This is a genomic window from Nocardiopsis alba (assembly GCF_000710955.1).
Classification (GTDB): domain Bacteria; phylum Actinomycetota; class Actinomycetes; order Streptosporangiales; family Streptosporangiaceae; genus Nocardiopsis; species Nocardiopsis alba.
In genome coordinates this window covers 110,064-133,180 of record NZ_BAZE01000001.1, presented here as the reverse complement: position 1 = coordinate 133,180, position 23,117 = coordinate 110,064, and the positions used below count along the sequence as shown (strand labels likewise).

The window sequence follows — 23,117 nt, the reverse complement described above, 5'->3', positions numbered from 1 at the left end:
AGGGCCGATCCACATATTGTCCGTACAGAGTGTACGTACAATTTTGGTCGGCGTCACCTCGTTCGCCACAGGGATTCACATGGACCCCTCGGAGAAGGCCCAGGTGAACCGGTGCGGGATACGATGTGGCGGGGTCGCGAGGCCCGTGGGCACGGGCCCTCCCGCTCTCGAGAAGGCCCGCGCGCGTCAGGCGTTCAACCTCCCCAGAACCTCGGGAAGATCGATCTCGTGCGCCACGGTCAGACGCCGGGTCGCCCGGGTCAACGCCACGTACAGATCGCCGGCGCCGCACGGTCGGGCGAGCAGTTCCTCGGGACGTACAACGATGACCGAGTCGAACTCCAGCCCCTTGGCCTCGGTGATGGTCGACACCACCACGGAGGGGGTCGACCCGTCGCGCCCTCGCTCCGCCGCGGGGCGCGCGGCCTCCGGGAGGGCCTCGGCCACCTCGGAGATCGAGGCGTCGGAGGCGATCACCGCGACCCGGCCCTCCCCGATGGCGTCGAGCTCCTCCGCGACGAGCCCGGGAAGATCGCCCTTCGGACCGTTCCCCATGAGGACGGCCCTGGGCGGATCGCCCTCCTCACGGACCGACTCCGGGGCCTCCTGACCGGGCGCCGCCACACGCAGCACGTCGGCGGCGACCTCCATGATCGGCGCGGGGGTGCGGTAGTTGACCCGCAGCGTCTCCACGTACACCTTGTCCCCGGCGTACGGTTCGAGCGTCTCCCTCCAGGAACGGGCGCCCACCGTGCTGCCGGTCTGGGCCACGTCGCCCACCACCGTCAGGGAACGGGTCGGGACGCGTCGCATGACCGCGCGCCAGGCCATGGGGGAGAGCTCCTGGGCCTCGTCCACGATCACGTGCCCGTAGGTCCACCTCCGGTCGGCCGCGGCCCGTTCGGCCGTGGTCGAGGAGGGGTCCGGCGCCCGGTGCCGGTCGGCGAGAAGGGCCGCGTCCAGACCCTCCGCCGGGTCCTCCGCCAGGCCGGTCAGCTCCAGAACGCCCTGGGCGTAGCGTTCCTCCTCGGCCCGTTCGGCGTCCTCGCGTCGACGACGCGCCCGCTCGGCCCCGTCGTCCCGTCCCAGCAGCTCGGCGGCCTCGTCCAGCAGGGGCACGTCCTCCACGGTCCACGGTGCCCCGGCCGGACGCAGGAGGAGCGGGGCCCGCTCCGCGTCGAGGCCGCCGGCCTCCGCGACCCGGAGCAGCGTCTCCCGGTCGGAGTACAGATCGCGCAGCAGCCGTCGCGGCGTCAGATCGGGCCACAGGGCGTCCAGCGCCTCGCGTACGGGATCCTCCTGCCACAGTCGTCCACCGGCGTGGGGCAGGTCCTCCTCGTCCACGGGGCGACCGAGCAGGGTCGACTCGGCCCGCGCGAGCTCGCGGAGCAGCCTGTCGACCACGTACTTGCGGGCGACGTTGTGCTCCAGCCTCAGGCCGCGGGCGGTGGCCAGGACGCGGTCGCAGGTCGGACCGGGAACGACGAGCGTTCCCGCGTCGGTCTCCACCCGCAGGTCCGGTTCCCCGAAGGCCCGCTCCGGTGAACGCTGCCGGTCTTGGACCGCGGCGCGCACCAGATCGGCCATGACGGGCGCGCCCTTGAGGGCGGCGACCTCGTGATCGTCGCCGATCGTGGCCTCCACCCCGGGCACCAGCTCCCCCACGGTGCGCATCACCACGTCGGTCTCGCCCAAGGACGGCAGCACGTCCCCGATGTAGCGCAGGAACGTCGGGTTGGGGCCCACCACCAGGACACCGCGTCGTTCCAGGACCGAACGGTGGGTGTAGAGCAGATAGGCGGCCCGGTGCAGGGCGGCGACGGTCTTGCCGGTGCCCGGGCCTCCCTGGACCACCAGGATCCCGGACAGACGGGCGCGGATGACCCGGTCCTGTTCGGCCTGGATGGTGGCGACGATGTCGCCCATCCTTCCGGTGCGGCCCCGGGTCAACGAGGCCATCAGCGCCGCCTCGCCGACGAGTTGACGGCGGTCCCCCTCGGTCAGGCCGTCGGGGTCGAACACCTCGTCGTCCAGTCCGATCACACGACGATGGCGGACCCTCAGATGCCGGCGGCGGACGATCCCTTCGGGGGAGCCCGGCGTCGCGGCGTAGAAGGGCCGGGCGGCCGGCGCGCGCCAGTCCACGAGGATGGTCTCGTGCTCGGTGTCGCGTAGTCCGATCCGCCCCACGTAGCGCGCCTCGTCGCCGTCGTCGTGGGCGATGTCGATCCTGCCGAAGCACAACCCCTCCTCGACCGCGCCGAAGCGCGCGTGCCGGAGGGCCTGCTCGTAGGAGCGGGCCTCGCGTTCCATGAGGGCGGCGTAGCCCGAGCGCTCCTGGAGGTGGGCCTCGGCGAGTCGCTCCCTGGTGTGGGCGCGCAGGTCGTCCAACCGCTCGTACATGGCGGTGACCCGGGCCTGTTCGGTCGCGATCGCCGCCTTCTCCGCCGAGGGGGAGAGGTCGTCCTGTTGACGGGAGCTCATCTGTTTGCTATCCTTGCGTTGTGGAAGATGTGTAGAATTCTTCCTTGGATGCATGGGTGAAGCAGCCTAGCAGAGGAGTCCTCCTCGCGCCCACCCCTGCTCGTACGCCCTCGCCCCTCCCGGGACGAGGGTTTTCGTGTATTCGGCCCCGAAGACCGCGGGACACCGGCTACACTCGGCCCCATGCGAACCGAACCGATCAACGGACAGTGGTGGCGCCGCACTTAGGCGGCGCACCGATCAGTTCGCATACCCGAACAGCGACCGCCCCGGAACGGCGGTCGTTCGTGTTCTCCCACGGCCCCGTCCGGTGTGACCGACCCCGACCGTCGAACGCCCCGAAGGACCGGCCGTGAAGCCCAGCGACGCCCAGACCACCACGTACCGCACACCGAGCGGCGTGACCGTCCATCGCAGCGTCACCCCCTGCGATCCCGAGATCCTCACCGAACTCGTCACCTCGGTCGAGCACCGACGCGGCGGCGTGCTCTCCTCGGGCATGGAGTATCCCGGCCGCTACGACCGCTGGCACCTCGGGTACGTCGACCCCTGCGTGGAGATCGCCACCCGAGACCGGCGGGTGACGCTCACCGCGCTCAACGACCGCGGACGGGTCCTGCTCCCCGTCCTGGGCGAGGCGGTGGCCACCGTGGGGGAGACCACCGACCGAGGGGTCGACCACGTCACGGTGACCGTCCCAGAACCCGACCCGGCCGTCCTCTTCACCGAGGAGGAGCGCAGCCGCCGTCCCAGCGTCTTCAGCGCCCTGCGCGCGCTCGTGGAGGCCCTGAGCAGCCCCGAGGACTCCACTCTGGGTCTCTACGGGGCCTTCGGCTACGACCTGGCCTTCCAGTTCGAACACGTCGAACGCCACATCGACCGCGACCCCACCGACCGCGACCTGGTCCTGCACCTGCCCGACGCGATCATCGTCCGTGACCGCAAGCGCGAGACCTGTGTGCGTCACACCTACGAGTTCACCGTCCCGGCGGGGGAAGGACGCCCCGAGGCCGTGACCGAGGGGATGCCCCGACGGACCGGACCCACGCCGCCGGTGGTCGCCTCCGAGGTGCCGGAGGGGCCCGTGCCCGGCTCCTACGCGAAGATCGTCGCCGAGGCCAAGAAGCGCTTCCGCCGCGGTGACCTGTTCGAGGTCGTCCCCGGTCACCGCACGTTCGCCCGCTGCTCATCGCCGGCCCGCTTCTACGAGCGACTGCGCGAACGCAACCCCGCCCCCTACGAGTTCTTCTTCAACCTCGGCGAGGGCGAGTACCTGGTGGGCGCCTCCCCGGAGATGTTCGTCCGGGTCAGCGGCGCCCCCGACGCGGGACGACGGGTGGAGACCTGCCCCATCTCCGGCACCATCCGACGCGGTGAGGACGCCCTGGCCGACGCCGAGAACATCCAGGAGCTCCTCTCCTCGGTCAAGGAGAAGTCCGAGCTCACCATGTGCACCGACGTGGACCGCAACGACAAGTCGCGGGTGTGCGAACCGGGCAGTGTCCGGGTCATCGGCCGCCGGCAGATCGAGATGTACTCGCGGCTCATCCACACGGTCGACCACATCGAGGGCACTCTGCGTCCGGAGTTCGACGCTTTGGACGCCTTCCTCACCCACATGTGGGCGGTCACCGTCACCGGAGCGCCCAAGACCTGGGCGATGCGGTTCATCGAACAGCACGAGAGCAGCCCCCGCCGCTGGTACGGCGGGGCCGTGGGCGTGATCAACTTCGACGGTTCGATGAACACCGGCCTCACCCTGCGCACCGCTCACATCCGTGACGGGGTGGCCGCCGTCAGGGTGGGCGCGACCCTGCTCTACGACTCCGACCCCGAGGCCGAGGAACGGGAGACCTTCCTCAAGGCCCGTGCCCTGTTGGAGACCCTCGCGCTGGGGGAGGCCGAGGACGAGGGCACGCCGCCCGAGGCGGGGCCCGTCCGAACGGAGGAGCGCCCGGGCGAGGGCATGCGCGTCCTGCTGGTGGATCACGAGGACTCGTTCGTCAACACCCTGGCCGACTACGTCCGTCGCCACGGGGCCGAGGTCACCACCGTCCGCTACGGCTTCGACCACGACCTCTTGGACCGGCTCGCCCCCGACCTGGTGGTCCTCTCGCCCGGCCCCGGCCTGCCCGAGGACTTCGCCATGTCGGAGCTACTGGACGCCCTGGCCGCCCGCCGACTGCCGGTGTTCGGTGTCTGCCTGGGCCTCCAGGGCATGGTCGAACACGCGGGAGGCGAGCTGCGCTCCCTCGACCACCCCGTGCACGGCAAGCCCGGACGGGTCCGGGTGCTGGGCGGAGACCTGTTGGAGGGGCGGGGCGAGGACGGACTCTTCCAGGCCGCGCGCTATCACTCCACCTATACGGTGCCCGAGGCGGTGAAGAACTTCGAGGTGACCGCCGTCCTGGACGCCGAGGCCGGCGAGGAACCGGTCGTCATGGCGATCGAGGACCGCGCGGCCCGGTGGTACGCCGTCCAGTTCCATCCCGAGTCGATCCTCACCGCCGCCGACGGAGAGGACATCGTCGCCCGGGTCCTGGAGCTGGCCCGGCGCTGAACCGGCGTGGGCGGCGGCGCGACCCGTGTCACAGTGGCCGCCGCCCACCTGGGCCGACGCCGAGTGAAGCGAAGGCATCACCGAGGCGAAGTTTGATCGGATCGTGACCGGACAGGGGTTGCGTATGGGTATTCTGCTAACAATTCTCGGGATCATCCTTATCGTCTCCGGTGTTCTGGGGGTGCTGCGCGGACAGCTCCTCTGGGGTATCGCCGCCATCGTCGTCGGCCTCTTCGTCGCCCCCGGCTACTTCTACGGTCTCTGACGGAGCGCCTCCGCCCCTCGCCGACCTCGCGGACGGGGTGGGGCGGGGCAGGTGCGAACGGACGGACGCCCTCTGACCGGCGATGTCCGATGCCCGGCCGACCACGCCCGACCGGCGGGACGTGTACCCTCGGGGGAGGTCAATCGGCCCCGCCCCACACACGTTCCCGTGCCCTGGAAGATCCAGGTCGCGGCGGTCGAGCGTGCCATGGGACGGGGAGTCGCGAGGAGAGGGTGCTGTGAAGAAGGTCGAGCCCCAGGTCCGCCTGGTCGCACGTCCACAGGTGGACTACGACGCCATCGCCGACTACCTGGAGGAGGTCGGCGGAGCCGCGTGGCTGGAACGGTTCGACCGGGGTGAGCTCGACGCCCACCTCAACGACCCTCAGAACCTCGCCGAGTTCGCCGGGCGCCTGTGCTACCGCTCCTGGGAGCCGGGCCTGAACCCCAACGTCACGCGGGTGCGCAAGGACCAGGACGCCTACCTGGGCAACATCCTCGCCAGCCTGCACGGGTCGGTGCTGGAGCACGTGAGCTTCAGCTTCGTGCTGCACAACGTCTCGCGGGTGCTCACCCACGAGCTCATCCGGCACCGTCCGGGTGTGGCGGTCTCCCAGGAGTCGCTGCGCTTCGTGCGCCTGACCGACCTGCCGTTCTGGTTCCCGGACTGGGCCGAGGACGACCCGGAGCTGATGGAACGCGCCACGGAGATGCTCCAGCGGATGGAGGAGTTCCAGTTCTGGATGGCCGAGCACTTCGGCCTGGACGACGAGGGCGTCAAGTTCGCGGAGAAGAAGCACAAGACCTCCTTCATGCGCCGCTTCGCCCCCGAGGGCGTGGCGACCGGTCTGGTGTGGACCGCCAACGTGCGCACCCTGCGGCACACCCTGGAGGCCCGCACCGCGCCCGGTGCGGAGGAGGAGATCCGGCTGCTGTTCAACCTGATCGGCGAGACCCTCCAGAAGGAGGCCCCCGCCCTGTTCGGCGACTACGTCGTCGAGGACGGTGTCTGGGTTCCGAAGCACCGTAAGGTCTGACCGCCCGCGCTCGAACACGCACGACGCCCGTCCGGAACCCCTCCGGGCGGGCGTCGTCCGTCGTGCGGAGGTGGTGTCGAGGCCCGGGCTCCTCATTGGCGGGGAATTGCCCAGGGTATTGACGGGACGGGGGTGCGGCCCGGGGCGTCGGGGGCAATGAAGGTGGTCGGTGGGGTCTCCACCGACCACCTTTCTCGTGCCCACACCCAGGGAGACGTCATGGCCCACGACAGGAACGACACCCCGGACCGGGAAGCGGACCACGCGACCGCCTCACGGGACGCGGAGGAGGCGGCCGCGCACAAGGCGCCTCCCATGCCACCGGACTCCGCCTTCAAACTCGGTCCCGCCGGGCTCAAGGAGAAACGCCCGCGACTCCTGGCCGACCTACAGAGATATCTGGACCATCAACGGCACTACTTCCTCGGATACCAGGTCAACCAGGGGCTCGACGACGTCGCCTACGACCTATCGGACCTGCTGAGGGTGCACACCAACAACATCGGCGACCCTTTCAAGGACAGCAACCTGCGCACCCACACCAAGCCGTTGGAACGCGCGGTGCTCGCCTACTACGCGGACCTGTGGGGGATCGCCCCGCACGACGAGAAGGATCCGAAGAGCGCCTGGGGCTACGTGCTGAGCATGGGCTCCTCCGAAGGCAACATCTACGGTCTGCTCAACGCCCGCGACTTCGTCTCGGGCAAGCACCTGCTGTTGGAACGCAGCACATCCGAGAGTCGGGTGCCGCGGCTGGCCATGGCCCAGGCGACACCGGTCACGGGGAACCCGAACGCCACCGTCCCGGTGATCCTCTTCTCCCGGGAGTCCCACTACTCGATCGCCAAGAGCGCGCACACGCTCGGCATCCCGACGTTCGGCGCCATGGGCAACGATCCGAAGCGGGACTACCTCAAGGACGCGCGGAGGGTCATGGGCACCCCAACCTGGCCGACCGAGGTCCCCTCCCACGACGACGGCCGCATCGACGTGGACGGGCTCGTACGGGCGGTCGACTACTTCGCGGAGAAAGGCCACCCGGTGGTGGTCGTGCTCAACCTCGGCACCACCTTCAAGGGGGCCTACGACGACGTCGAGGAGGCCGTGTCCCGGCTGGGCGGGGTGTTCGAGAGACACGGGATGTACGACCGCGAGTTCACGGTCGAAAGGGACGGAAAGAAGGAGAGGATCAAGCGCGACGGCTTCTGGATCCACGTCGACGGCGCGCTCGGGGCCAACTACGTCCCCTTCCTGGCCAAGGCCGGGGTCGCGGTGCCGAAGTTCGACTTCTCCCTGCCCCGACCGGGGGTGAGCTCCATCGTGGCCAGCGGTCACAAGTATCCGGGCTGTCCCTGGCCGTGCGGGGTGTTCATGACCAGGCGCGGACTCCAGTTGCAGCCGCCGCCGATGGCCGACTACGTGGGGTCGCCCGACACCACCTTCGCCGGGTCGCGCAACGGGTTCTCCGCGGCGGTGCTGTGGAACTTCTTCGCCGAACACTCCCACGACGACCAGGTCCGGATGGCCAAGGGCTGCCACGACACGGCCGTGTACACCGCGCGGCGACTGGAGGAGAAGGTGGCGCCCAGACTCCGCGAACTGGGGAAGGACCCTCTGGAACGCGAGCTGACCCGGCACTCGTTCAGCGTCCGGTTCAGGGCCCCGGTGGAGCGGATCATCGAGAAGTACTCGCTGGCCACGGTGACGGTGCCCTTCGGGGAGAGCTCGGTGAAGACCTACGTCCACCTGTTCACGATGCCGCACGTGACCGAGGCGCTGATCGACGAGCTGATCGCCGACCTGATGGAGGAGGACGCCTTTCCCGCGAGCGCGGTGCGCCCGGTCGCCACGAGGGCGCTGATCCCCGAGCAGCACACGCCCGCCGAGGAGACGGAGGTGCTGTACTCCGTGGCCATGACCGATCGGGGCTTCGCCTGACACGGGGCGACGGTCCGTCCGGTGAGCGTGTCGGAGGGACCGTCGCCGACCGAGGTGTGACGTGGGGGTGTGAGCCGTGACATGCTGCCGTATCGCGAACTCGAACGATCGAGATGCGGAACCCATGGCCTCCTCGGAGGTCGTGGACGGCACCACTCCCTCACGGAAAGGCCCACCATGACCGGACAGCGGAACACCACGATCTTCCGGAACGTGCGTCCCATGGGCGGAGAGCCCATCGACCTGACGGTCGTCGACGGGGTGGTGGCCACCGAGGCCCGAGGCCTCGTCGAGGAGGTCGACTGCGGGGGAGGGGTCGCGCTGCCCACCCTGGTGGACGCCCACATCCACCCCGACAAGACCACCTGGGGCGAGCCCTGGTACTCGCGTCGCGCGGCCCGGGGCATCGCCGAACTGGGTGAACAGGACGCCGAGGTCTTCCGGAACATGCCCACGCCGGTGTCCGTGCGCTCCGGACGGCTCATGGGCCACGCCGTCACACGAGGCACCCGGGCCATGCGCGCCCACGCCGACATCGCCCCCGCCTACGGGCTGGAGGGGCTCCTGGGCGTCGGGGAGGCCGCCGCGAGCCTGTCCCACGCCCTCGACGTGCGGATCGTGGCCTTCCCCCAGCACGGTGTCCGACGGGCCCCGGAACGGACGCGCTGATGGAGGAGGCGTTGCGGACCGGCGCCGCCGACCTGATCGGCGGGATCGACCCGGAGGGGTTCGACGAGGACCTCGACGGCCAGCTGGACCTGGTCTTCGGCCTGGCCGATCGCTACCGGGTCGGTGTCGACATCCACCTGCACGACCGCGGCCCCGTGGGATCGCGCAGCCTGTGGGCGATCATCGAGCGGACCCGGGCCCTGGACATGGGCGGTTCCGTGACCGTCAGCCACGCCTTCGGGGTGGCCGAGGCGGACGAGGGGTTCGACGCCCTGGCCTCGGCGCTCGGGGAGGCGGGCATCGCACTGACCACCATCGCCCCGGACCCGGCGCGGGTACTGCCGGTGGCCCGTCTGCGCGAGCACGGGGTGCGGGTCGGCGTGGGCTCGGACGGGGTCCGTGACGCCTGGAGCCCCTTCGGCGACGCCGACATGCTGCACCGGGCCCACCGGTTGGCCACGACGCTCCGGGCCCGTCTCGACGAGCAGCTCTCCGACGCCTTCCTCACCGCCGCGAACGACGGGGCGGCCCTGGTCGACCTGCCCGAGGTCGACTTCACTCCGGGTTCCCCCGCCGACTTCCTGGTGGTCGACGGGGAGTGCCTGCCCCAGATCGTGGTGGACCTGCCGCCGCGTCGTCTGGTGGTGCGCGCGGGTCGTGTGGTCGCCAGGGACGGCGTCCTGGTGTGAGTCGGAGGCGCCGCCGACGACCAGGGCCTTCGGCCACGGTGGCGCCCTTCCACCGGGGCGGGTGCGCCCGATCGGGCCGAGGCCGTATCGTGTCCTTCCGAAAGCGTAAGAAAACCGAAAGCCTCGTGTCCTAGGTTCTGCTTTCGAGAGATGTCGGGGACGGACGACATCTCGGGTTCCTCCCCTCTCCACGTTTCGCGGATCGTGGGGAGAGGATGTGCACCACCGGGCGGTGGTCGGTGGAGAGCGCCGACCACCGCCGCCTTTTACCTTGTGGACGATGTCCTCGTGTTCGAGCTACCGGTGCGGGGCGCCACCGGTCGGAAAGGGGCGCATCGCGCGGTTTCTGGTGTGTCCTCCCAGGTCGGGGGAGCGTGGAAGCTTAAGGTCGCACTTGTCGGCCGCCGACACGACAGGGGGAGCGCGATGACCGGGACCGAGGATGTGGGCGCGGAGATCGTCGAGGAGGAGGTCTCCGGTGACGAGAGCGGTCGTGAGCCGGAGGCCGAGCCCGAACCTCGCGGGCGTCGGGCCGAGGAGGGGCGCGGTCACACGATCGTCGTCGGCGCCGGTATGGCCGGTCTGGCCGCGGCCGATCTGCTCGCCGAGCGCGGGGAGCGGGTCACCGTCCTGGAGGCCCGGGACCGCCTGGGCGGTCGCATCCACTCGGTGCGGACCTGGGACGGCGTGACCCTGGACGCCGGGGCCTCCTGGATGCGCGGTGAGGAGAACAACCCGCTCTCCCGGCTGGTGCGCGACTCGGGGGCGCGCACGGCCACGTTCAACCGTTCCACCGAGACCGCCTACGACCCCAAGGGGCGCCGTCTCCTCTTCGACCGTCACCGCCGCAACATGGAGGACGTCAACCTCCTGCACGAGCACATGTACTGGGCGACGGTCGGCGCGACCGAGGACCAGTCCATGGAGCAGGGGATCGAGCACGCCCTCTACGACGTGAACCTGGTCCGTTCCCGCGCCAGGGACGCGACCGAGATCGTCCACCGCATCGCCGAGGCCGACCACGGCGCGGAGGCCGACGAGATCTCCTTCACCGCCGTCGGCTCCACCCACGAGTTCAGCGGCGACGACGTCGTCTTCCCCGACGGCATGGGGGAGCTCACCGACCACCTGGCGCGGGGGCTGGACGTACGCCACGAACACGTGGTCCTGTCCGTGGCCCACGACGCGGACGGTGTCCGCGTACGCGTGGAGACACCCGACGGCGAGGAGACCCTGACCGCCGACCGTGTCGTGCTCACCCTTCCGCTCGGGGTCCTCAAGGCGGGGACGATCGACTTCGATCCGCCGCTTCCGGAGGACAAGCGCGACGCGGTGGAACGTCTGGGCAACGGCCGTCTGGAGAAGCTCTTCCTGCGCTTCGACGACGTCTTCTGGGGCGACGCCGAGGTGCTGGTGCACCTGGGCACGGAGGAGGGCACCTGGTTCCACTGGTACGCCGGGCAGAACGTGTTCGGCACCCCGGTACTGGTCTGTCGCAACGGTGGGGACGCGGCCCGCTTCCTGGCCGGCATGGAGGACGGTGAGGTGGTCGAGCACGCCATGGCCTCGCTGCGGAGCATGTTCAAGAAGGCCCCGGACCCGATCGACCACTACCTGACGCACTGGATGGACGACCCCTTCGCGCGAGGCGGGTTCTCCTTCACCGCCGTCGGTTCGGGCGACTCCGATCGCGTCGCCCTGGCCGAACCGATCGAGGACCGCGTCTTCTTCGCCGGCGAGGCCACCGATCTGGAGCACAGCGCCACGGTCCACGGGGCCCTGCTCTCGGGGTTGCGCGAGGCCGAGCGGATCCTGGCGCGCGACTGAGGCGTCTTCGCTTCGGGGCCTTCGCCGGGCGTCGGCCCCGAGCGTGTCCACCGCCTTGGCCGATAGTGGCCGTGGGAGCGGCCCGCCTCCGGTCCCTTCCGGCCCCGAAAGCCCAGGTGATCACCGGGTCACGCGGTGAGTCCGTACAGGATACGATTGGCGGGCGGCCGTTCCGGGGCGCCACGAGGGCGCGACGGGACGCGCGGTGGCGGGGGAGACGGACCCCGCCGTTATCGTGGGCGCTATGGGGCGATCCGCGGAAGAAGGCAGACACGAGGCGGGGGGCAGTGTGGCCGGCCCGGTGGTCAGTGACCGCATCTGGACGGTTCCCAACCTGTTGAGCATGCTCCGGTTGTTGGGCGTACCGTTGTTCCTCTGGCTCGTGCTGGTGCCCGAGGCCGACTGGTGGGCGCTCCTGGTCCTGGCCTTCGCGGGGGTCAGCGACTGGTTGGACGGCAAGATCGCCCGGGCCTGGAACCAGGCCTCCCGGCTGGGGCAGTTCCTCGACCCGCTCGCCGACCGGCTCTACATCTTCGCCGCCCTGCTGGGTCTGGTCATCCGGGGCATCGTCCCGTGGTGGCTGATGGCCATCCTGGTCCTGCGCGACGTCCTCATCATCGGGGCCCTGCCCCTGCTGCGCCACTTCGGCTATGGGCCGCTGCCGGTGAACTTCGCCGGCAAGGCCGCGACGTTGTGCCTGTTGTACTCGTTTCCCCTGTTGTTCGTGGCCGAGTACGCGTCTCTCGTCGCTGATGTGGCGAGGATTATAGGTTGGGCCTTCGCTCTGTGGGGAACGGCTCTTTACTGGTGGGCCGGTTCGCTCTACGCCGTACAGGGGCTGCGCCTGATCGACCAGACCCGCCGCGCCGAACGTACCGATCACGAAGGTGTTCGCACGGGAGTCCCCGACGGTGACACGCGGGGTGGGCACACGGATCGACACGATCCGACCGCACCGGCGACCGTCGACGGCGACCCCGGCGCGGAACCCGAGGGCCCGGATCCAAGGGGCCACAGGGATCAGGGCGGCACCATGCCCTGATTCGGAACACCGGCGGGCCGGCTCACCGCGGACCTGTCGGATCGAAAGGGAGTGTCGTCTCCGCCATGAGAACATGTCCCACCACGCGTGATGGCGCGTGCTCCGAACACCTGATCCCCGTCCTCGCGGACGGTACCTCTCCACGGAGGGCCGGGCGATGACCGGGCCCCACGAGGAACCCACGACCGCCGTACCCCCGATGAAGGCCGTCGTGATGGCGGGCGGCGAGGGCACGCGCCTGCGCCCGATGACCGCCAACCAGCCCAAGCCACTTCTTCCGGTGGTCAACAGACCGATCATGGAGCACGTGCTGCGTCTGCTGCGCAAGCACGGCTTCACCGAGACCGTCGTCACCGTCCAGTTCCTGGCCACGCTCATCCGCAACTACTTCGGCGACGGCGAGGAGCTCGGCATGAAGCTCCACTACGTCGCCGAGGAGGTCCCCCTGGGGACCGCGGGCAGTGTGAAGAACGCCGAGGAACACCTGCGCGGAGAGCCGTTCGTCGTCATCTCCGGTGACGCGCTGACCGACATCGACCTCACCGACATGGTCCGCTTCCACAAGGAACGCGGCGCCAAGGTGACCATCGCCCTCAAGCGGGTGCCGAACCCGCTGGAGTTCGGCATCATCATCGTCGACGACCAGGGGCGCGTCCAACGGTTCCTGGAGAAGCCGACCTGGGGTCAGGTCTTCTCCGACACCGTCAACACCGGTATCTACATCATGGAGCCCGAGGTCCTCGAACGCGTCGCCGAGGGCGAGGTGGTCGACTGGTCCGGCGACGTCTTCCCGGAACTCCTGGAAGAGGGCGAGCCCATCTACGGCTACGTGGCCGAGGGCTACTGGGAGGACGTGGGCACCCACGAGAGCTATCTGAGCGCCCAGGCCGACGTGCTCTCCGGCAAGGTCGACGTCGAGATCGACGGCTTCGAGGTGTCGCCGGGCGTGTGGGTCGGCGAGGGCGCCGAGGTCAGTTCCGCGGCGATCCTCAAGGGCCCGCTCTACATCGGTGACTACGCCAAGGTCGAGCCCGGGGCGGAGCTTCGGGAGTACACCGTCGTGGGCAGCAACGCCGTGGTCCGGGCCGAGGCCTTCGCGCATCGCACGGTCCTGCACGACAACGTGTTCATCGGTCGTGGGGCCAACCTGCGCGGCACCGTGATCGGCAAGAACACCGACGTGATGGCGGCGGTCCGGATCGAGGAGGGCGCGGTCGTCGGCGAGGACTGCGTCATCGAGTCCGAGGCCTACCTGCACAACGACGTCAAGGTCTACCCCTTCAAGACCATCGAGGCCGGGGCGGTGGTCAGTACCAACGTCGTCTGGGAGTCGCGCGGGCAGCGTTCGCTGTTCGGGCCCCGGGGCGTGTCCGGGCTGATCAACGTCGAGATCACCCCGGAGTTGGCGGTCCGGCTCGCCAACGCCTACGCGACCACCCTCAAGAAGGGCGCGGTCGTCACCACCTCGCGCGACGTCTCGCGGGCCGCGCGCACGCTCAAGCGGGCGATCATCAGCGCGCTCACGGCGGCCGCCATCGAAGTGCGCGACCTGGAGGTCGTGCCGTTGCCGGTGGCACGGTTCCACACCGCGCAGAGCGGGATCAGCGGCGGTATCACCGTCCGCACCAGTCCGGGCGACCCCGAGTCGGTGGACATCATCTTCCTCGACGGCGAGGGGGCCGACCTCTCGCCGGGGGCCCAGCGCAAGCTCGACCGGGTCTTCTCCCGCGCCGAGTACCGTCGTGCCTTCCCGGGGGAGATCGGTGAACTGTCCTTCCCCGCGCGCAACGTGGAGAACTACTCGCACGACCTCCTGAGGGCCGTGGACACCTCCGGGGTGGCCGAGGCGGGGTTGAAGGTGGTCGTGGACTGCGCGGGCGGCACGGGCTCGCTCATCCTGCCCTCCCTGCTGGGGCGGATCGGGGTGGACGTGCTCACCGTCAACAACCGATTGGACGAGGCCTCGCCCACCGACACCGTCGCAAAGAGGATGCGCGACCTGGAACGGCTGGGCGAACTGGTGTCCGGATCGGGCGCCGACTTCGGCGTGCGCTTCGACCCGGTGGCCGAGCGGCTGTCCATCGTGGACGAGAACGGTGAACTGGTCGACGACGACCGCGCGCTGTTGGTGGTCCTGGACCTGGTCACCGCCGAGCGGGGAGGCGGCACCGTGGCCCTGCCGGTGACCACGACCCGGGTGGCCGAGCGCGTGGCCCGGTCGCACGGGGCGCAGGTGCGCTGGACGGCGACCGCCACGGACGAGCTGACCAAGGCGGTCCGGGCCGAAGGGGACACGATCGTCCTCGCCGGCGACGGCCGAGGCGGGTTCGTCGTCCCCGAGTTCAGCCCCACCGGTGACGGCATCGCGGCCTTCGTGCTGTTGCTGGGCCTGGTGGCCAGGACACGCCGGTCGCTCGGTCAGATCGAGCGGGCGATCCCCCAGGCGCACCTGCTGCGCCGTTCGGTGCCCACGCCCTGGGCGATCAAGGGCAGCGTCATGCGCGCCGTCGTGGAGGCCGCCGGCGACCGGGAGCTGGACACCACCGACGGTGTCCGGGTGATCGAACCCGACGGAAGCTGGGCCCTGGTCCTTCCGGACACGGCCGAGGCCGTCACCCATCTTTGGGCCGAAGGTCCCGATCCGGACAGGGTGCAGCGGCTTCTGGACGAGTGGGCGGCCGTGGTCGAGTCGGCCGAGGGCTGACGCGCGTCCTCGCGGGCGTGGGCGAAGAGGTCGCCCACGCCCGCGAGGCGTGCCCGGCCGTCCCGGTCTCCCGCTCTTTTCCCGCCGTTCACCTCGCCGAGAGGGCCCGCGAAAGACGCAGGTCAATGCCGGCGGGGGAAGTCCTCGAAAATCCGTCGCGCGTTCGCGTGAACCAAACGCCCGCGCACGGCATCACTTCCAGGACGAGTGATGGTCCTTGAACGGGTCCACCGCCGACCGGGCGGAGGGCCGGTGGGGAACCGCCGACCGCGGAACGCGCACGCGAATCGAGGGTGTTCGCGGCCGGCCGAGGGGAGCGGAACCCTGCCTGGGCAGGGATATGGTTTAAAGTCGAGTGTTCCCTGAAGCACCGTGTCATCACCCGAACGGGCGTCCCGGCAACGGCGGATACCCAACGGGGGGTGACAAGGAGTACAACATGGGGGATGAGACCTAGCGACCGACCGTGCGGGTCGTTCCACTGCCGCGACAGTGGGCCGCCCCGCCGTGTTCCGGATGGTGGGCGGGCACCGTGTCCGTCGCACGTTCGGAACGCGCCACCGATCAGCCGAATCAAGCACCGCCCCGTGCGGTAGGAGGCCGAGCCGACCTATGTCGAGCGTTTACTGCACGCAGTGCGGTCACGCCGTTGCGGATGATGCCCGTTTCTGCTCCCACTGTGGAACCCCCCTCCGCAGGGCCGACCAGCAGAGCCCACGGCCCACCGCGGGCGGGGACTCCGCGGGAGATGTCACCTCGACCATCTCCATCTCCGGAATACAGGCGCTGGAGGAAGAGGAATCGGGCGATGAGCTCGGCGGGGACGACCCCGCCAGCGCCGACGCGCTTCCTCCGGGCACCGCTCTGCTCGTGGTCCGTCGTGGCCCGAACGCGGGAAGCCGTTTCCTGCTGGACAGCGACGTGACCACCGCCGGGCGTCACCCCAACAGCGACATCTTCCTCGACGACGTCACCGTCTCCCGGCGCCACGTGGAGTTCTTCCGCCGTGGCAACGGGTTCGGAGTCCGTGACGTCGGAAGTCTCAACGGTACCTACGTCAACCGCGAGCCGGTGGACGAGGCCGAGTTGGGCGGTGGGGACGAGATCCAGATCGGCAAGTTCCGCATGGTCCTGTTGACCAAGCCGCGCCGATGACGGATCGCTGACCACGGTCGACGGGGGCGGGAGGGCCGGAGAGGTTTGCGGCCCCCCGCCTCCGGAGAGCTTTGTAACGAAGGGTGCCGATTTCGCCCTCGGGTCCTGATCCAACGGGGGAGCAGGGACGAGCGCCCAGCCGGCATGACGACTCGTGGGACGGAGACGCTGTGAAGCACATGGAGGTCGTCGGCGTCCGGGTTGAGATGCCCTCGAACCAACCGATTGTCCTGCTCAAGGAGACCGAGGGTGACCGCTACCTGCCGATCTGGATCGGTGGTGTGGAGGCCACCGCCATCGCACTGGCCCAGCAGGGTGTGGCCCCCGCCCGGCCCCTCACCCACGACCTGTTCCGGGACGTCCTCGACGCCCTGGACACCGGCCTGGAGACGGTGAGGATCACCGGGTTGAGCGATGGCATCTTCTACGCCGAGCTGGTCTTCAGCAACGGTGTGGAGGTCAGTGCCAGGCCCTCGGACTCCATCGCCCTGGCGCTGCGGACCGGAACCCCGATCTACGCTCACGAGGACGTGATCGACGAGGCGGGGATGCCGATCCCGGACGAGCAGGAGGACGAGGTCGAGGCGTTCCGGGAGTTCCTGGACAATATCTCTCCCGAGGATTTCGGGCGACGTAGTACGTGAACACGCGACGGGATCCGCGCCGAGCGCGGGTCCCGTTCCGTGTTCTCGGGAGGCGAGAGTGTCTCCACCGAGGACACGGCCTTGACCTGCGGCTTCGTCGCGGGTCTCAGTGATAGATTGGGATGAGGGATTGGTCGTGGAGACCACAGCCGAAACCCCCTGGAGCCGCGGGCCCATCGGAGCCGTCGGCCGGGCGGAGCCGTCGCAACGCGTAGTTGGCGACGCGCCGCGCGGCCTCGTTGACGCTGCCGTGGCGCCGCTTTACCTTCGGTGCTGTGGAACCCACGGCGCGCCCCTTCCCTGAGTGGACTTTCCCCTGTCGATGCCGCCGTGGGACGAGAAGCCGGAGGTCGGCGTGGCGGTAGCGAGCGGCAAGCGGGATCCCGAAGACAGGCGGTCCGCGCTGCGGCTAGCGGGGCAGCAGGGCCTACTGTGCGAAGAGGACGTGGTGGCGCTGCCTATGGACGTCGGGTATAGGGGACCCGCGGCGTGTACCGCCGCCGGGATCACCTATCGACAGCTCGACTACTGGGCCAGAACCGGCCTGGTGGAGCCGAGCGTGCGCTCAGGCGCCCATAACGCGCCCCTGTACAGTCTCCCGGACATCCTCATGCTCAAGGTGGCCAAGCGCCTCCTGGACACCGGGATCTCCCTTCAGCAGATCCGTACGGCCGTGGACCATCTGCGGGGCCGCCCCGCCGGTGAGCTGGCCCGCATCACCCTCATGAGCGATGGTGTGAGCGTCTACGAGTGCACCTCTCCCGAGGAGGTCGTCGACCTCATGCAGTGCGGTCAGGGCATGTTCGGGCTGGCGTTGGCCAACGTGGCCCGTGAGCTGGAGGAGGCCCTGGGGGTCGTTCCGGCCGAGGATCGTTCGGAGCTTCCCGCCTCCGCGCCCCAGCCGGTCGACGAGCTGGCCCGTCGGCGCAGGGAGCGGCGCACCGGCTGAGCCCGGCGAAGGCGAACGTGGTCGTGGTGGGGCCCGAGGGGTTCGTGTGATTCTCCGTGTGCGGTGGGAGAAAGGCGTGCCCTGGCTCGGTGAACCGGGCCCCGATCGAGTACGGTCGTAGTCACAACAGGAGGAAACCCGACATTCCTCCTGCTTGGATCTATGTACAGAGCGTCAGCAGGCTGTCGATACCGCGCGGGAGAGACCTCGGCAACGGGGCGCCGACGGGGCAATACTCCCCAGTAACCTCTCAGGCACCACGGACCGCGCGGAGGAGGCCGCTCTGAAGCCTGGGCACCGCCGTGCCCGGTGACAGAGGGGGAGACCGTGAGGAACACCGCCGATCACATCGGCCCTGTCACCAGGAGGTCTCCGTGACTGACCCGTCGAACGTCCCGAACCCGGGCGCGCCCGCCAGGGTCTTCGCCGACCGGCACATCGGCCCCACACCGGCCGAGGTCGAAGAGATGCTCAAGACGGTGGGGCACTCCTCCACCGAGGAGCTCATGACCGCCGCCGTCCCCGAGTCCATCCTCACCGGCCCCGGGCGCCACGCCCCGCTGGACCTGCCCGAGGCGATCGGAGAGGCCGAGGCCCTGGACGAGCTGCGGGCCCTGGCCTCGCGCAACCGTCCGCACACCTCGCTGATCGGCCTGGGCTACTACGACACGCTCACCCCGCCGGTCATCCTGCGCAACATCATGGAGAACCCCGCCTGGTACACGGCCTACACGCCCTACCAGCCGGAGATCTCCCAGGGCCGGCTGGAGGCCCTCCTCAACTTCCAGACCATGGTCTCGGACCTGACCGGCCTCCCGATCACCGGTGCCTCCCTCCTGGACGAGGCGACCGCCGCCGCCGAGGCCATGACCCTGGCCCGCCGCGCCTCCAAGGTCAAGAGCGACGTGTTCGTCGTCGACTCCGACGTCTTCCCGCAGACCCTCCAGGTGCTGCGCACCCGGGCCGAGCCCCTGGGCATCGAGGTCGTCGTCGCCGACCTGACCAAGGGCCTGCCCGAAGGCGAGGCCTTCGGTGTCCTGGTGCAGTACCCCGCCTCCAGCGGTGTGGTCCGCGACCCCTCCTCCGTGATCGCCCGGGCGCACGAGCGAGGGGCCCTGGCCGTGGTCGCCGCGGACATCCTCGCCCTCACGCTGCTGCGCAGCCCCGGCGACCTGGGCGCCGACATCGCGGTCGGCTCCACCCAGCGTTTCGGCGTTCCGCTCGGCTTCGGCGGCCCGCACGCCGGCTACATGTCCGTGGGCGAGAAGCTCCGTCGCCAGCTGCCCGGCCGTCTGGTCGGCGTCTCGGTGGACAACGCCGGCAAGCCCGCCTACCGTCTGGCCCTCCAGACCCGTGAACAGCACATCCGTCGTGAGAAGGCCACCAGCAACATCTGCACCGCCCAGGTGCTGCTGGCGATCATGGCCGGCATGTACGGCGTCTACCACGGCCCCGACGGCCTGCGCTCCATCGCCCGTCAGGTGCACACCCGCACCGCGGCCCTGGCCGACGCCCTCACCCGACGCGGCTTCGACGTGGTCCACTCGTCCTACTTCGACACCCTGCGCGTGCGCGTGCCCAGTGCCGACCAGGTCGTCGAACGCGCCCTGGAGAGCGGGATCAACCTGCTCGCCGTCGACCAGCGCACCGTCGGCCTGAGCGTGGACGAGACGACCACCGTCGACACCCTGGGCAAGGTCCTGGCCTCCTTCGGCGAGGCCGACCGGGGCGCCGAGCGCGGCCCGGTGGCCGTGGACGAGGCCGCCGACCGTCTGCCCGCCGACCTGGCGCGCGGCGTCGACTACCTCACCCACGAGGTCTTCAACACCCACCGCAGCGAGACCTCCCTGCTGCGCTACATGCGCCGTCTGTCCGACCGCGACCTGGCGCTGGACCGCACGATGATCCCGCTGGGGTCGTGCACCATGAAGCTCAACGCCACCGCGGAGATGGAGTCCATCACCTGGCCGGAGTTCGCGGGCCTGCACCCGTTCGCCCCTCTGGACCAGGCGGCCGGCAGCGTGGCGCTCATCCGCGACCTGGAGGCCTGGCTGGCCGAGGTCACCGGCTACGACGCCGTCTCCCTCCAGCCCAACGCCGGCTCCCAGGGCGAACTCGCCGGTCTGCTCGCCATCCGCGGTTACCACCGTTCCCGCGGTCAGAGCCACCGCGACGTGTGCCTGATCCCCAGCTCCGCCCACGGGACCAACGCGGCCAGCGCCGTCATGGCAGGGATGCGCGTGGCCGTCGTGGCCTGTGACGACGACGGCAACGTCGATCTGGAGGACCTGCGCGCCAAGACCGCCCGTCACGCGGAGGACCTGGCGGCCATCATGGTCACCTACCCCTCCACCGCGGGCGTGTACGAGGACACCATCACCGAGGTGTGCCGCCTGGTCCACGAGGCCGGCGGCCAGGTCTACGTGGACGGCGCCAACCTGAACGCCCTCCTGGGCTGGGCCAAGCCGGGCGAGTTCGGCGCCGACGTCAGCCACCTGAACCTGCACAAGACCTTCTGCATCCCGCACGGGGGCGGCGGCCCGGGCGTGGGCCCGGTCGCGGTCCGTTCGCACCTGGCCGGTTTCCTGCCCAACCACCCCGGACAGCCCGAGGCGGGCCCGCACACCGGTTCCGGACCGGTCTCGGCCGCCCCCTTCGGATCCGCCGGAATCCTGCCGATCTCCTGGGCCTACGTGCGGATGATGGGCGAGCAGGGGCTGCGTTCGGCCACCGAGACCGCGGTGCTCTCGGCCAACTACATCGCCAAGCGTCTGGAGCCCTACTTCCCGGTGCTCTACACCGGCGCCGGCGGTCTGGTCGCGCATGAGTGCATCATCGACATCCGCCCCCTCCAGAAGGCCTGCGGGATCAGCAACGAGGACGTCGCCAAGCGCCTGATGGACTACGGCTTCCACGCGCCGACCATGTCCTTCCCGGTCAACGGCACGCTCATGGTGGAGCCCACCGAGAGCGAGAACCTCGCGGAGCTGGAGCGGTTCGTCCAGGCGATGATCTCCATCCGCGGTGAGATCGACAAGGTCACGACCGGTGAGTGGGATGCCGACGACAACCCGCTGCGCAACGCCCCGCACACCGCCGAGGCCCTGACCGCCGACGAGTGGGGGCACGGCTACAGCCGTCAGGTGGCGGCCTATCCGCTGCCGTCGCTGCGTCAGGACAAGTACTGGCCGCCGGTCGGCCGGATCGACCAGGCCTACGGTGACCGCAACCTGGTCTGCTCCTGCCCGCCGCCGGAGGCCTTCGAGCTGTAGGCCTTACACCGCCGGGCGTGGGACGAGGGGCGGGGCGTCGACACGGGTCGGCGCCCCGCCCTCCTCTTCGCGCGAGGGCGGGTGCGCGTGGTCCTCCCATGACCGGGACCCGCCACGGGAGGGGCGCTCCAGGGCGGGGGAGAGCGCGTTAGAGTTGCGGCGAGCCGAACATCCGCGCTCCCCACCGCGCGGTCTCCACGCCCCCACGGAAAGCGGAAGCATGACCACGACGTCCGGAACTCCCGCTCGCTCCGGCCCCTCCGACCCCCGACCCCTCCCCGTGGATCCCGAGGACGTCGAGGAGCCGACGGTCGGGCCCGAGGACGCCTCCGACCTGTGCGATCAGGCCCGGGACCTGGTCGAGAACGGACACCTGGAGCGGGCCGCCCGCCTCTATGGACGGGCCGTGGCGGCCAACCCGCCACCGGCGACGCAGGCGCGTGCCCTGTTGGGGCTGGCCGTGGTCCAGGATCGACGCGGAGACACGACCGCCTCCCGAGAGGCCGCGCGCAGGGCCCTGGCCACCGGCGACGGCCGTTACGCCCCCCGAGCCGGATATCACCTGGCGCTCTCCCTGGAACAGGAGGGGGAACACGAGGAGGCCGTCCGGGTGTGGCGACGCCTGCTCGACATGGGAGATCGGACCTACACCGCGGTGGCCCACTACGGGCTGGCCCGTGAGGCGGAGACGCGAGGCGAGACGGCCGAGGCCGAGGAACACTGGGAGGCGGCCCTGGCTCCCCCGACCGAGGAGGGACGGATGGCCCCCCTCCACACCGCCACCGTCCTGGAGGCCTCTCGGGACCTGGCCGGTCGGCTGCTGGGCCGAGGGGACGCGGAGACCGCGGCGATCGTGGTCGACCGGGGGTTGGCGATCGCCGACGACCCCGAACTGCGCCTTCTTCGGGCCGCGACCCACGTGGAGCTGGCCCTCGCCGACGCCGCGTCGGTCGCCGATCCGGGTCCGGTGGAGAGCGACGAGGAGTGGCCCCGCCCAGCGCCGCGTACCTCGGGCGCGGCGGTGGAACTCCTCGCCGGACTGCTGAACCTCCGAGGTGAACCGGACTCGGCCGCGCGGGTGTGGTGGTCGGGGTTGGAGAGCCGTGACCCCGAGGTCGTGGACGAGGTGCGGCGCCGTCTGCGCCGTCCCTTCGCCCGGCCCGTGGACGAGAACGGGGAGGAGATCCCCGTCCCGTGGTGGGAGGGGTACCTGGAGGAGGCCGAGGCGACCTCCAGCGCCTCCGCCCTGGCCGGGGAGCTGTTCGCGGTCATCGGCCGCATGCACGCCCTGCTGGCGATGCCGACGGTGGAGGGCGAGACCCGTCCGGCCGTCCTGCGCGAGGCGATGGAGCAGGCGTTGCGCACCCCCGACGAACTGGTCTGGGGCGCCGACGTGCACGCGGACTTCCGGCGCAGGCTGGCCGAGGCGGTGGGAGAGGACGTGCTCCCCGAGGGGTGGCCCGACACGCGTTGAGGACGGTCGCCACGGCGCCGCCCGGGATCGTGTGTCTCCCGGGCGGGGCGTTCGGAGGTGTCACGGGTGTCGACCCGACCGTGGTGGTCGGGAGACGGGTCCTCAGGCGGCGGCGCGGGGGCGGTGCGGGGCGACGATCACTCCGTCGGGGAGCAGTTCGCCGGTGTCGTCGAAGAGGACGACCCCGTTGCAGAGCAGGCTCCACCCCTGTTCGGGGCGGCTGGAGACGACTCGGGCCGCCTCACGATCGGTGTCCTCGAAGGACGGGCAGGAAGGTTCGTGGCTGCACATGATGAAGACCCCTTCGGTCGTGTGCGTCGTTGAGGCCAACAGTAGTGGCTGACATCACAAGGTGTTGACGTTTCAGTCCGACAACAGTGATCGCCGCCTCCTGTTCGCGCTCGCCCTA

Annotated in this window: 16 protein-coding genes and 1 riboswitch; of the genes, 14 read left to right on the top strand and 2 right to left on the bottom strand. The window is 70.2% G+C overall.

From position 1 onward, the window contains the following. Nucleotides 1-186 precede the first annotated feature (186 nt). On the bottom strand, nt 187-2,484 hold the full coding sequence (locus TR33_RS00540; RefSeq protein ID WP_042280802.1) for a HelD family protein: 2,298 nt from the start codon (nt 2,482-2,484) through the stop codon (nt 187-189). A 352-nt stretch (nt 2,485-2,836) separates the two neighbouring features. Between TR33_RS00540 and TR33_RS00535 the strand changes: the two genes are divergently transcribed. From TR33_RS00535 to TR33_RS00475, 14 genes are all read left to right on the top strand, one after another. Further along, the gene (locus TR33_RS00535) at nt 2,837-5,044 is read left to right on the top strand and encodes an anthranilate synthase component I (RefSeq protein WP_042280801.1); all 2,208 of its coding nucleotides are present in this window, start codon (nt 2,837-2,839) and stop codon (nt 5,042-5,044) included. Nucleotides 5,045-5,168: 124 nt separating this feature from the next. After that, complete coding sequence (locus tag TR33_RS26810; protein WP_014912075.1) at nt 5,169-5,309, top strand: GPGG-motif small membrane protein; 141 nt, start codon at nt 5,169-5,171, stop codon at nt 5,307-5,309. Nucleotides 5,310-5,547: 238 nt separating this feature from the next. Further along, nucleotides 5,548-6,345 carry an FAD-dependent thymidylate synthase gene (gene thyX, locus TR33_RS00525; protein WP_014912638.1) on the top strand — a complete coding sequence of 266 codons (798 nt, stop codon included), beginning with the start codon at nt 5,548-5,550 and terminating at the stop codon, nt 6,343-6,345. Between the two features lie 219 nt (nt 6,346-6,564). Further along, nucleotides 6,565-8,283, top strand: a complete 1,719-nt coding sequence (locus TR33_RS00520) for a pyridoxal-dependent decarboxylase (RefSeq protein ID WP_234305711.1) — start codon at nt 6,565-6,567, stop codon at nt 8,281-8,283. Between the two features lie 177 nt (nt 8,284-8,460). Beyond that, nucleotides 8,461-8,952 carry an amidohydrolase family protein gene (locus TR33_RS27060; RefSeq protein ID WP_234305710.1) on the top strand — a complete coding sequence of 164 codons (492 nt, stop codon included), beginning with the start codon at nt 8,461-8,463 and terminating at the stop codon, nt 8,950-8,952. Continuing rightward, nucleotides 8,952-9,641, top strand: a complete 690-nt coding sequence (locus tag TR33_RS27055) for an amidohydrolase family protein (RefSeq protein WP_234305709.1) — start codon at nt 8,952-8,954, stop codon at nt 9,639-9,641. Before TR33_RS27060 ends, TR33_RS27055 begins: the two co-directional genes overlap by 1 nt. A 426-nt stretch (nt 9,642-10,067) precedes the next feature. Further along, the gene (locus TR33_RS00510) at nt 10,068-11,468 is read left to right on the top strand and encodes a flavin monoamine oxidase family protein (protein ID WP_014912041.1); all 1,401 of its coding nucleotides are present in this window, start codon (nt 10,068-10,070) and stop codon (nt 11,466-11,468) included. A 289-nt stretch (nt 11,469-11,757) separates the two neighbouring features. Beyond that, nucleotides 11,758-12,510, top strand: a complete 753-nt coding sequence (locus tag TR33_RS00505) for a cardiolipin synthase ClsA (RefSeq protein ID WP_014912242.1) — start codon at nt 11,758-11,760, stop codon at nt 12,508-12,510. A 199-nt stretch (nt 12,511-12,709) separates the two neighbouring features. After that, nucleotides 12,710-15,214, top strand: a complete 2,505-nt coding sequence (locus tag TR33_RS00500) for a mannose-1-phosphate guanyltransferase (RefSeq protein WP_042281251.1) — start codon at nt 12,710-12,712, stop codon at nt 15,212-15,214. A gap of 612 nt (nt 15,215-15,826) precedes the next feature. Then, nucleotides 15,827-16,369 carry a double zinc ribbon and FHA domain-containing protein gene (locus TR33_RS00495; RefSeq protein ID WP_014912302.1) on the top strand — a complete coding sequence of 181 codons (543 nt, stop codon included), beginning with the start codon at nt 15,827-15,829 and terminating at the stop codon, nt 16,367-16,369. A gap of 170 nt (nt 16,370-16,539) precedes the next feature. After that, entirely contained in the window at nt 16,540-17,013 is a 474-nt protein-coding gene (locus TR33_RS00490; RefSeq protein ID WP_014913412.1) for a bifunctional nuclease family protein, read from the top strand. 460 nt (nt 17,014-17,473) lie between these two features. Then, nucleotides 17,474-17,962, top strand: a complete 489-nt coding sequence (locus tag TR33_RS00485) for a MerR family transcriptional regulator (protein WP_017533891.1) — start codon at nt 17,474-17,476, stop codon at nt 17,960-17,962. 186 nt (nt 17,963-18,148) lie between these two features. Continuing rightward, a riboswitch (glycine riboswitch) is annotated at nt 18,149-18,239 on the top strand. A 97-nt stretch (nt 18,240-18,336) separates the two neighbouring features. After that, nucleotides 18,337-21,234, top strand: a complete 2,898-nt coding sequence (gene gcvP / locus TR33_RS00480) for an aminomethyl-transferring glycine dehydrogenase (RefSeq protein WP_042280798.1) — start codon at nt 18,337-18,339, stop codon at nt 21,232-21,234. Between the two features lie 220 nt (nt 21,235-21,454). Beyond that, nucleotides 21,455-22,708: a tetratricopeptide repeat protein gene (locus TR33_RS00475; protein WP_042280796.1), complete on the top strand. Its 1,254-nt coding sequence runs from the start codon at nt 21,455-21,457 to the stop codon at nt 22,706-22,708. A 102-nt stretch (nt 22,709-22,810) separates the two neighbouring features. Here the strand turns inward: TR33_RS00475 and TR33_RS00470 are convergent, their stop codons facing one another. Then, nucleotides 22,811-22,999 (bottom strand): DUF5999 family protein, encoded by a 189-nt coding sequence (locus TR33_RS00470; RefSeq protein WP_014911825.1) that lies wholly within the window; start codon nt 22,997-22,999, stop codon nt 22,811-22,813. Between the last annotated feature and the right edge of the window lie 118 nt (nt 23,000-23,117).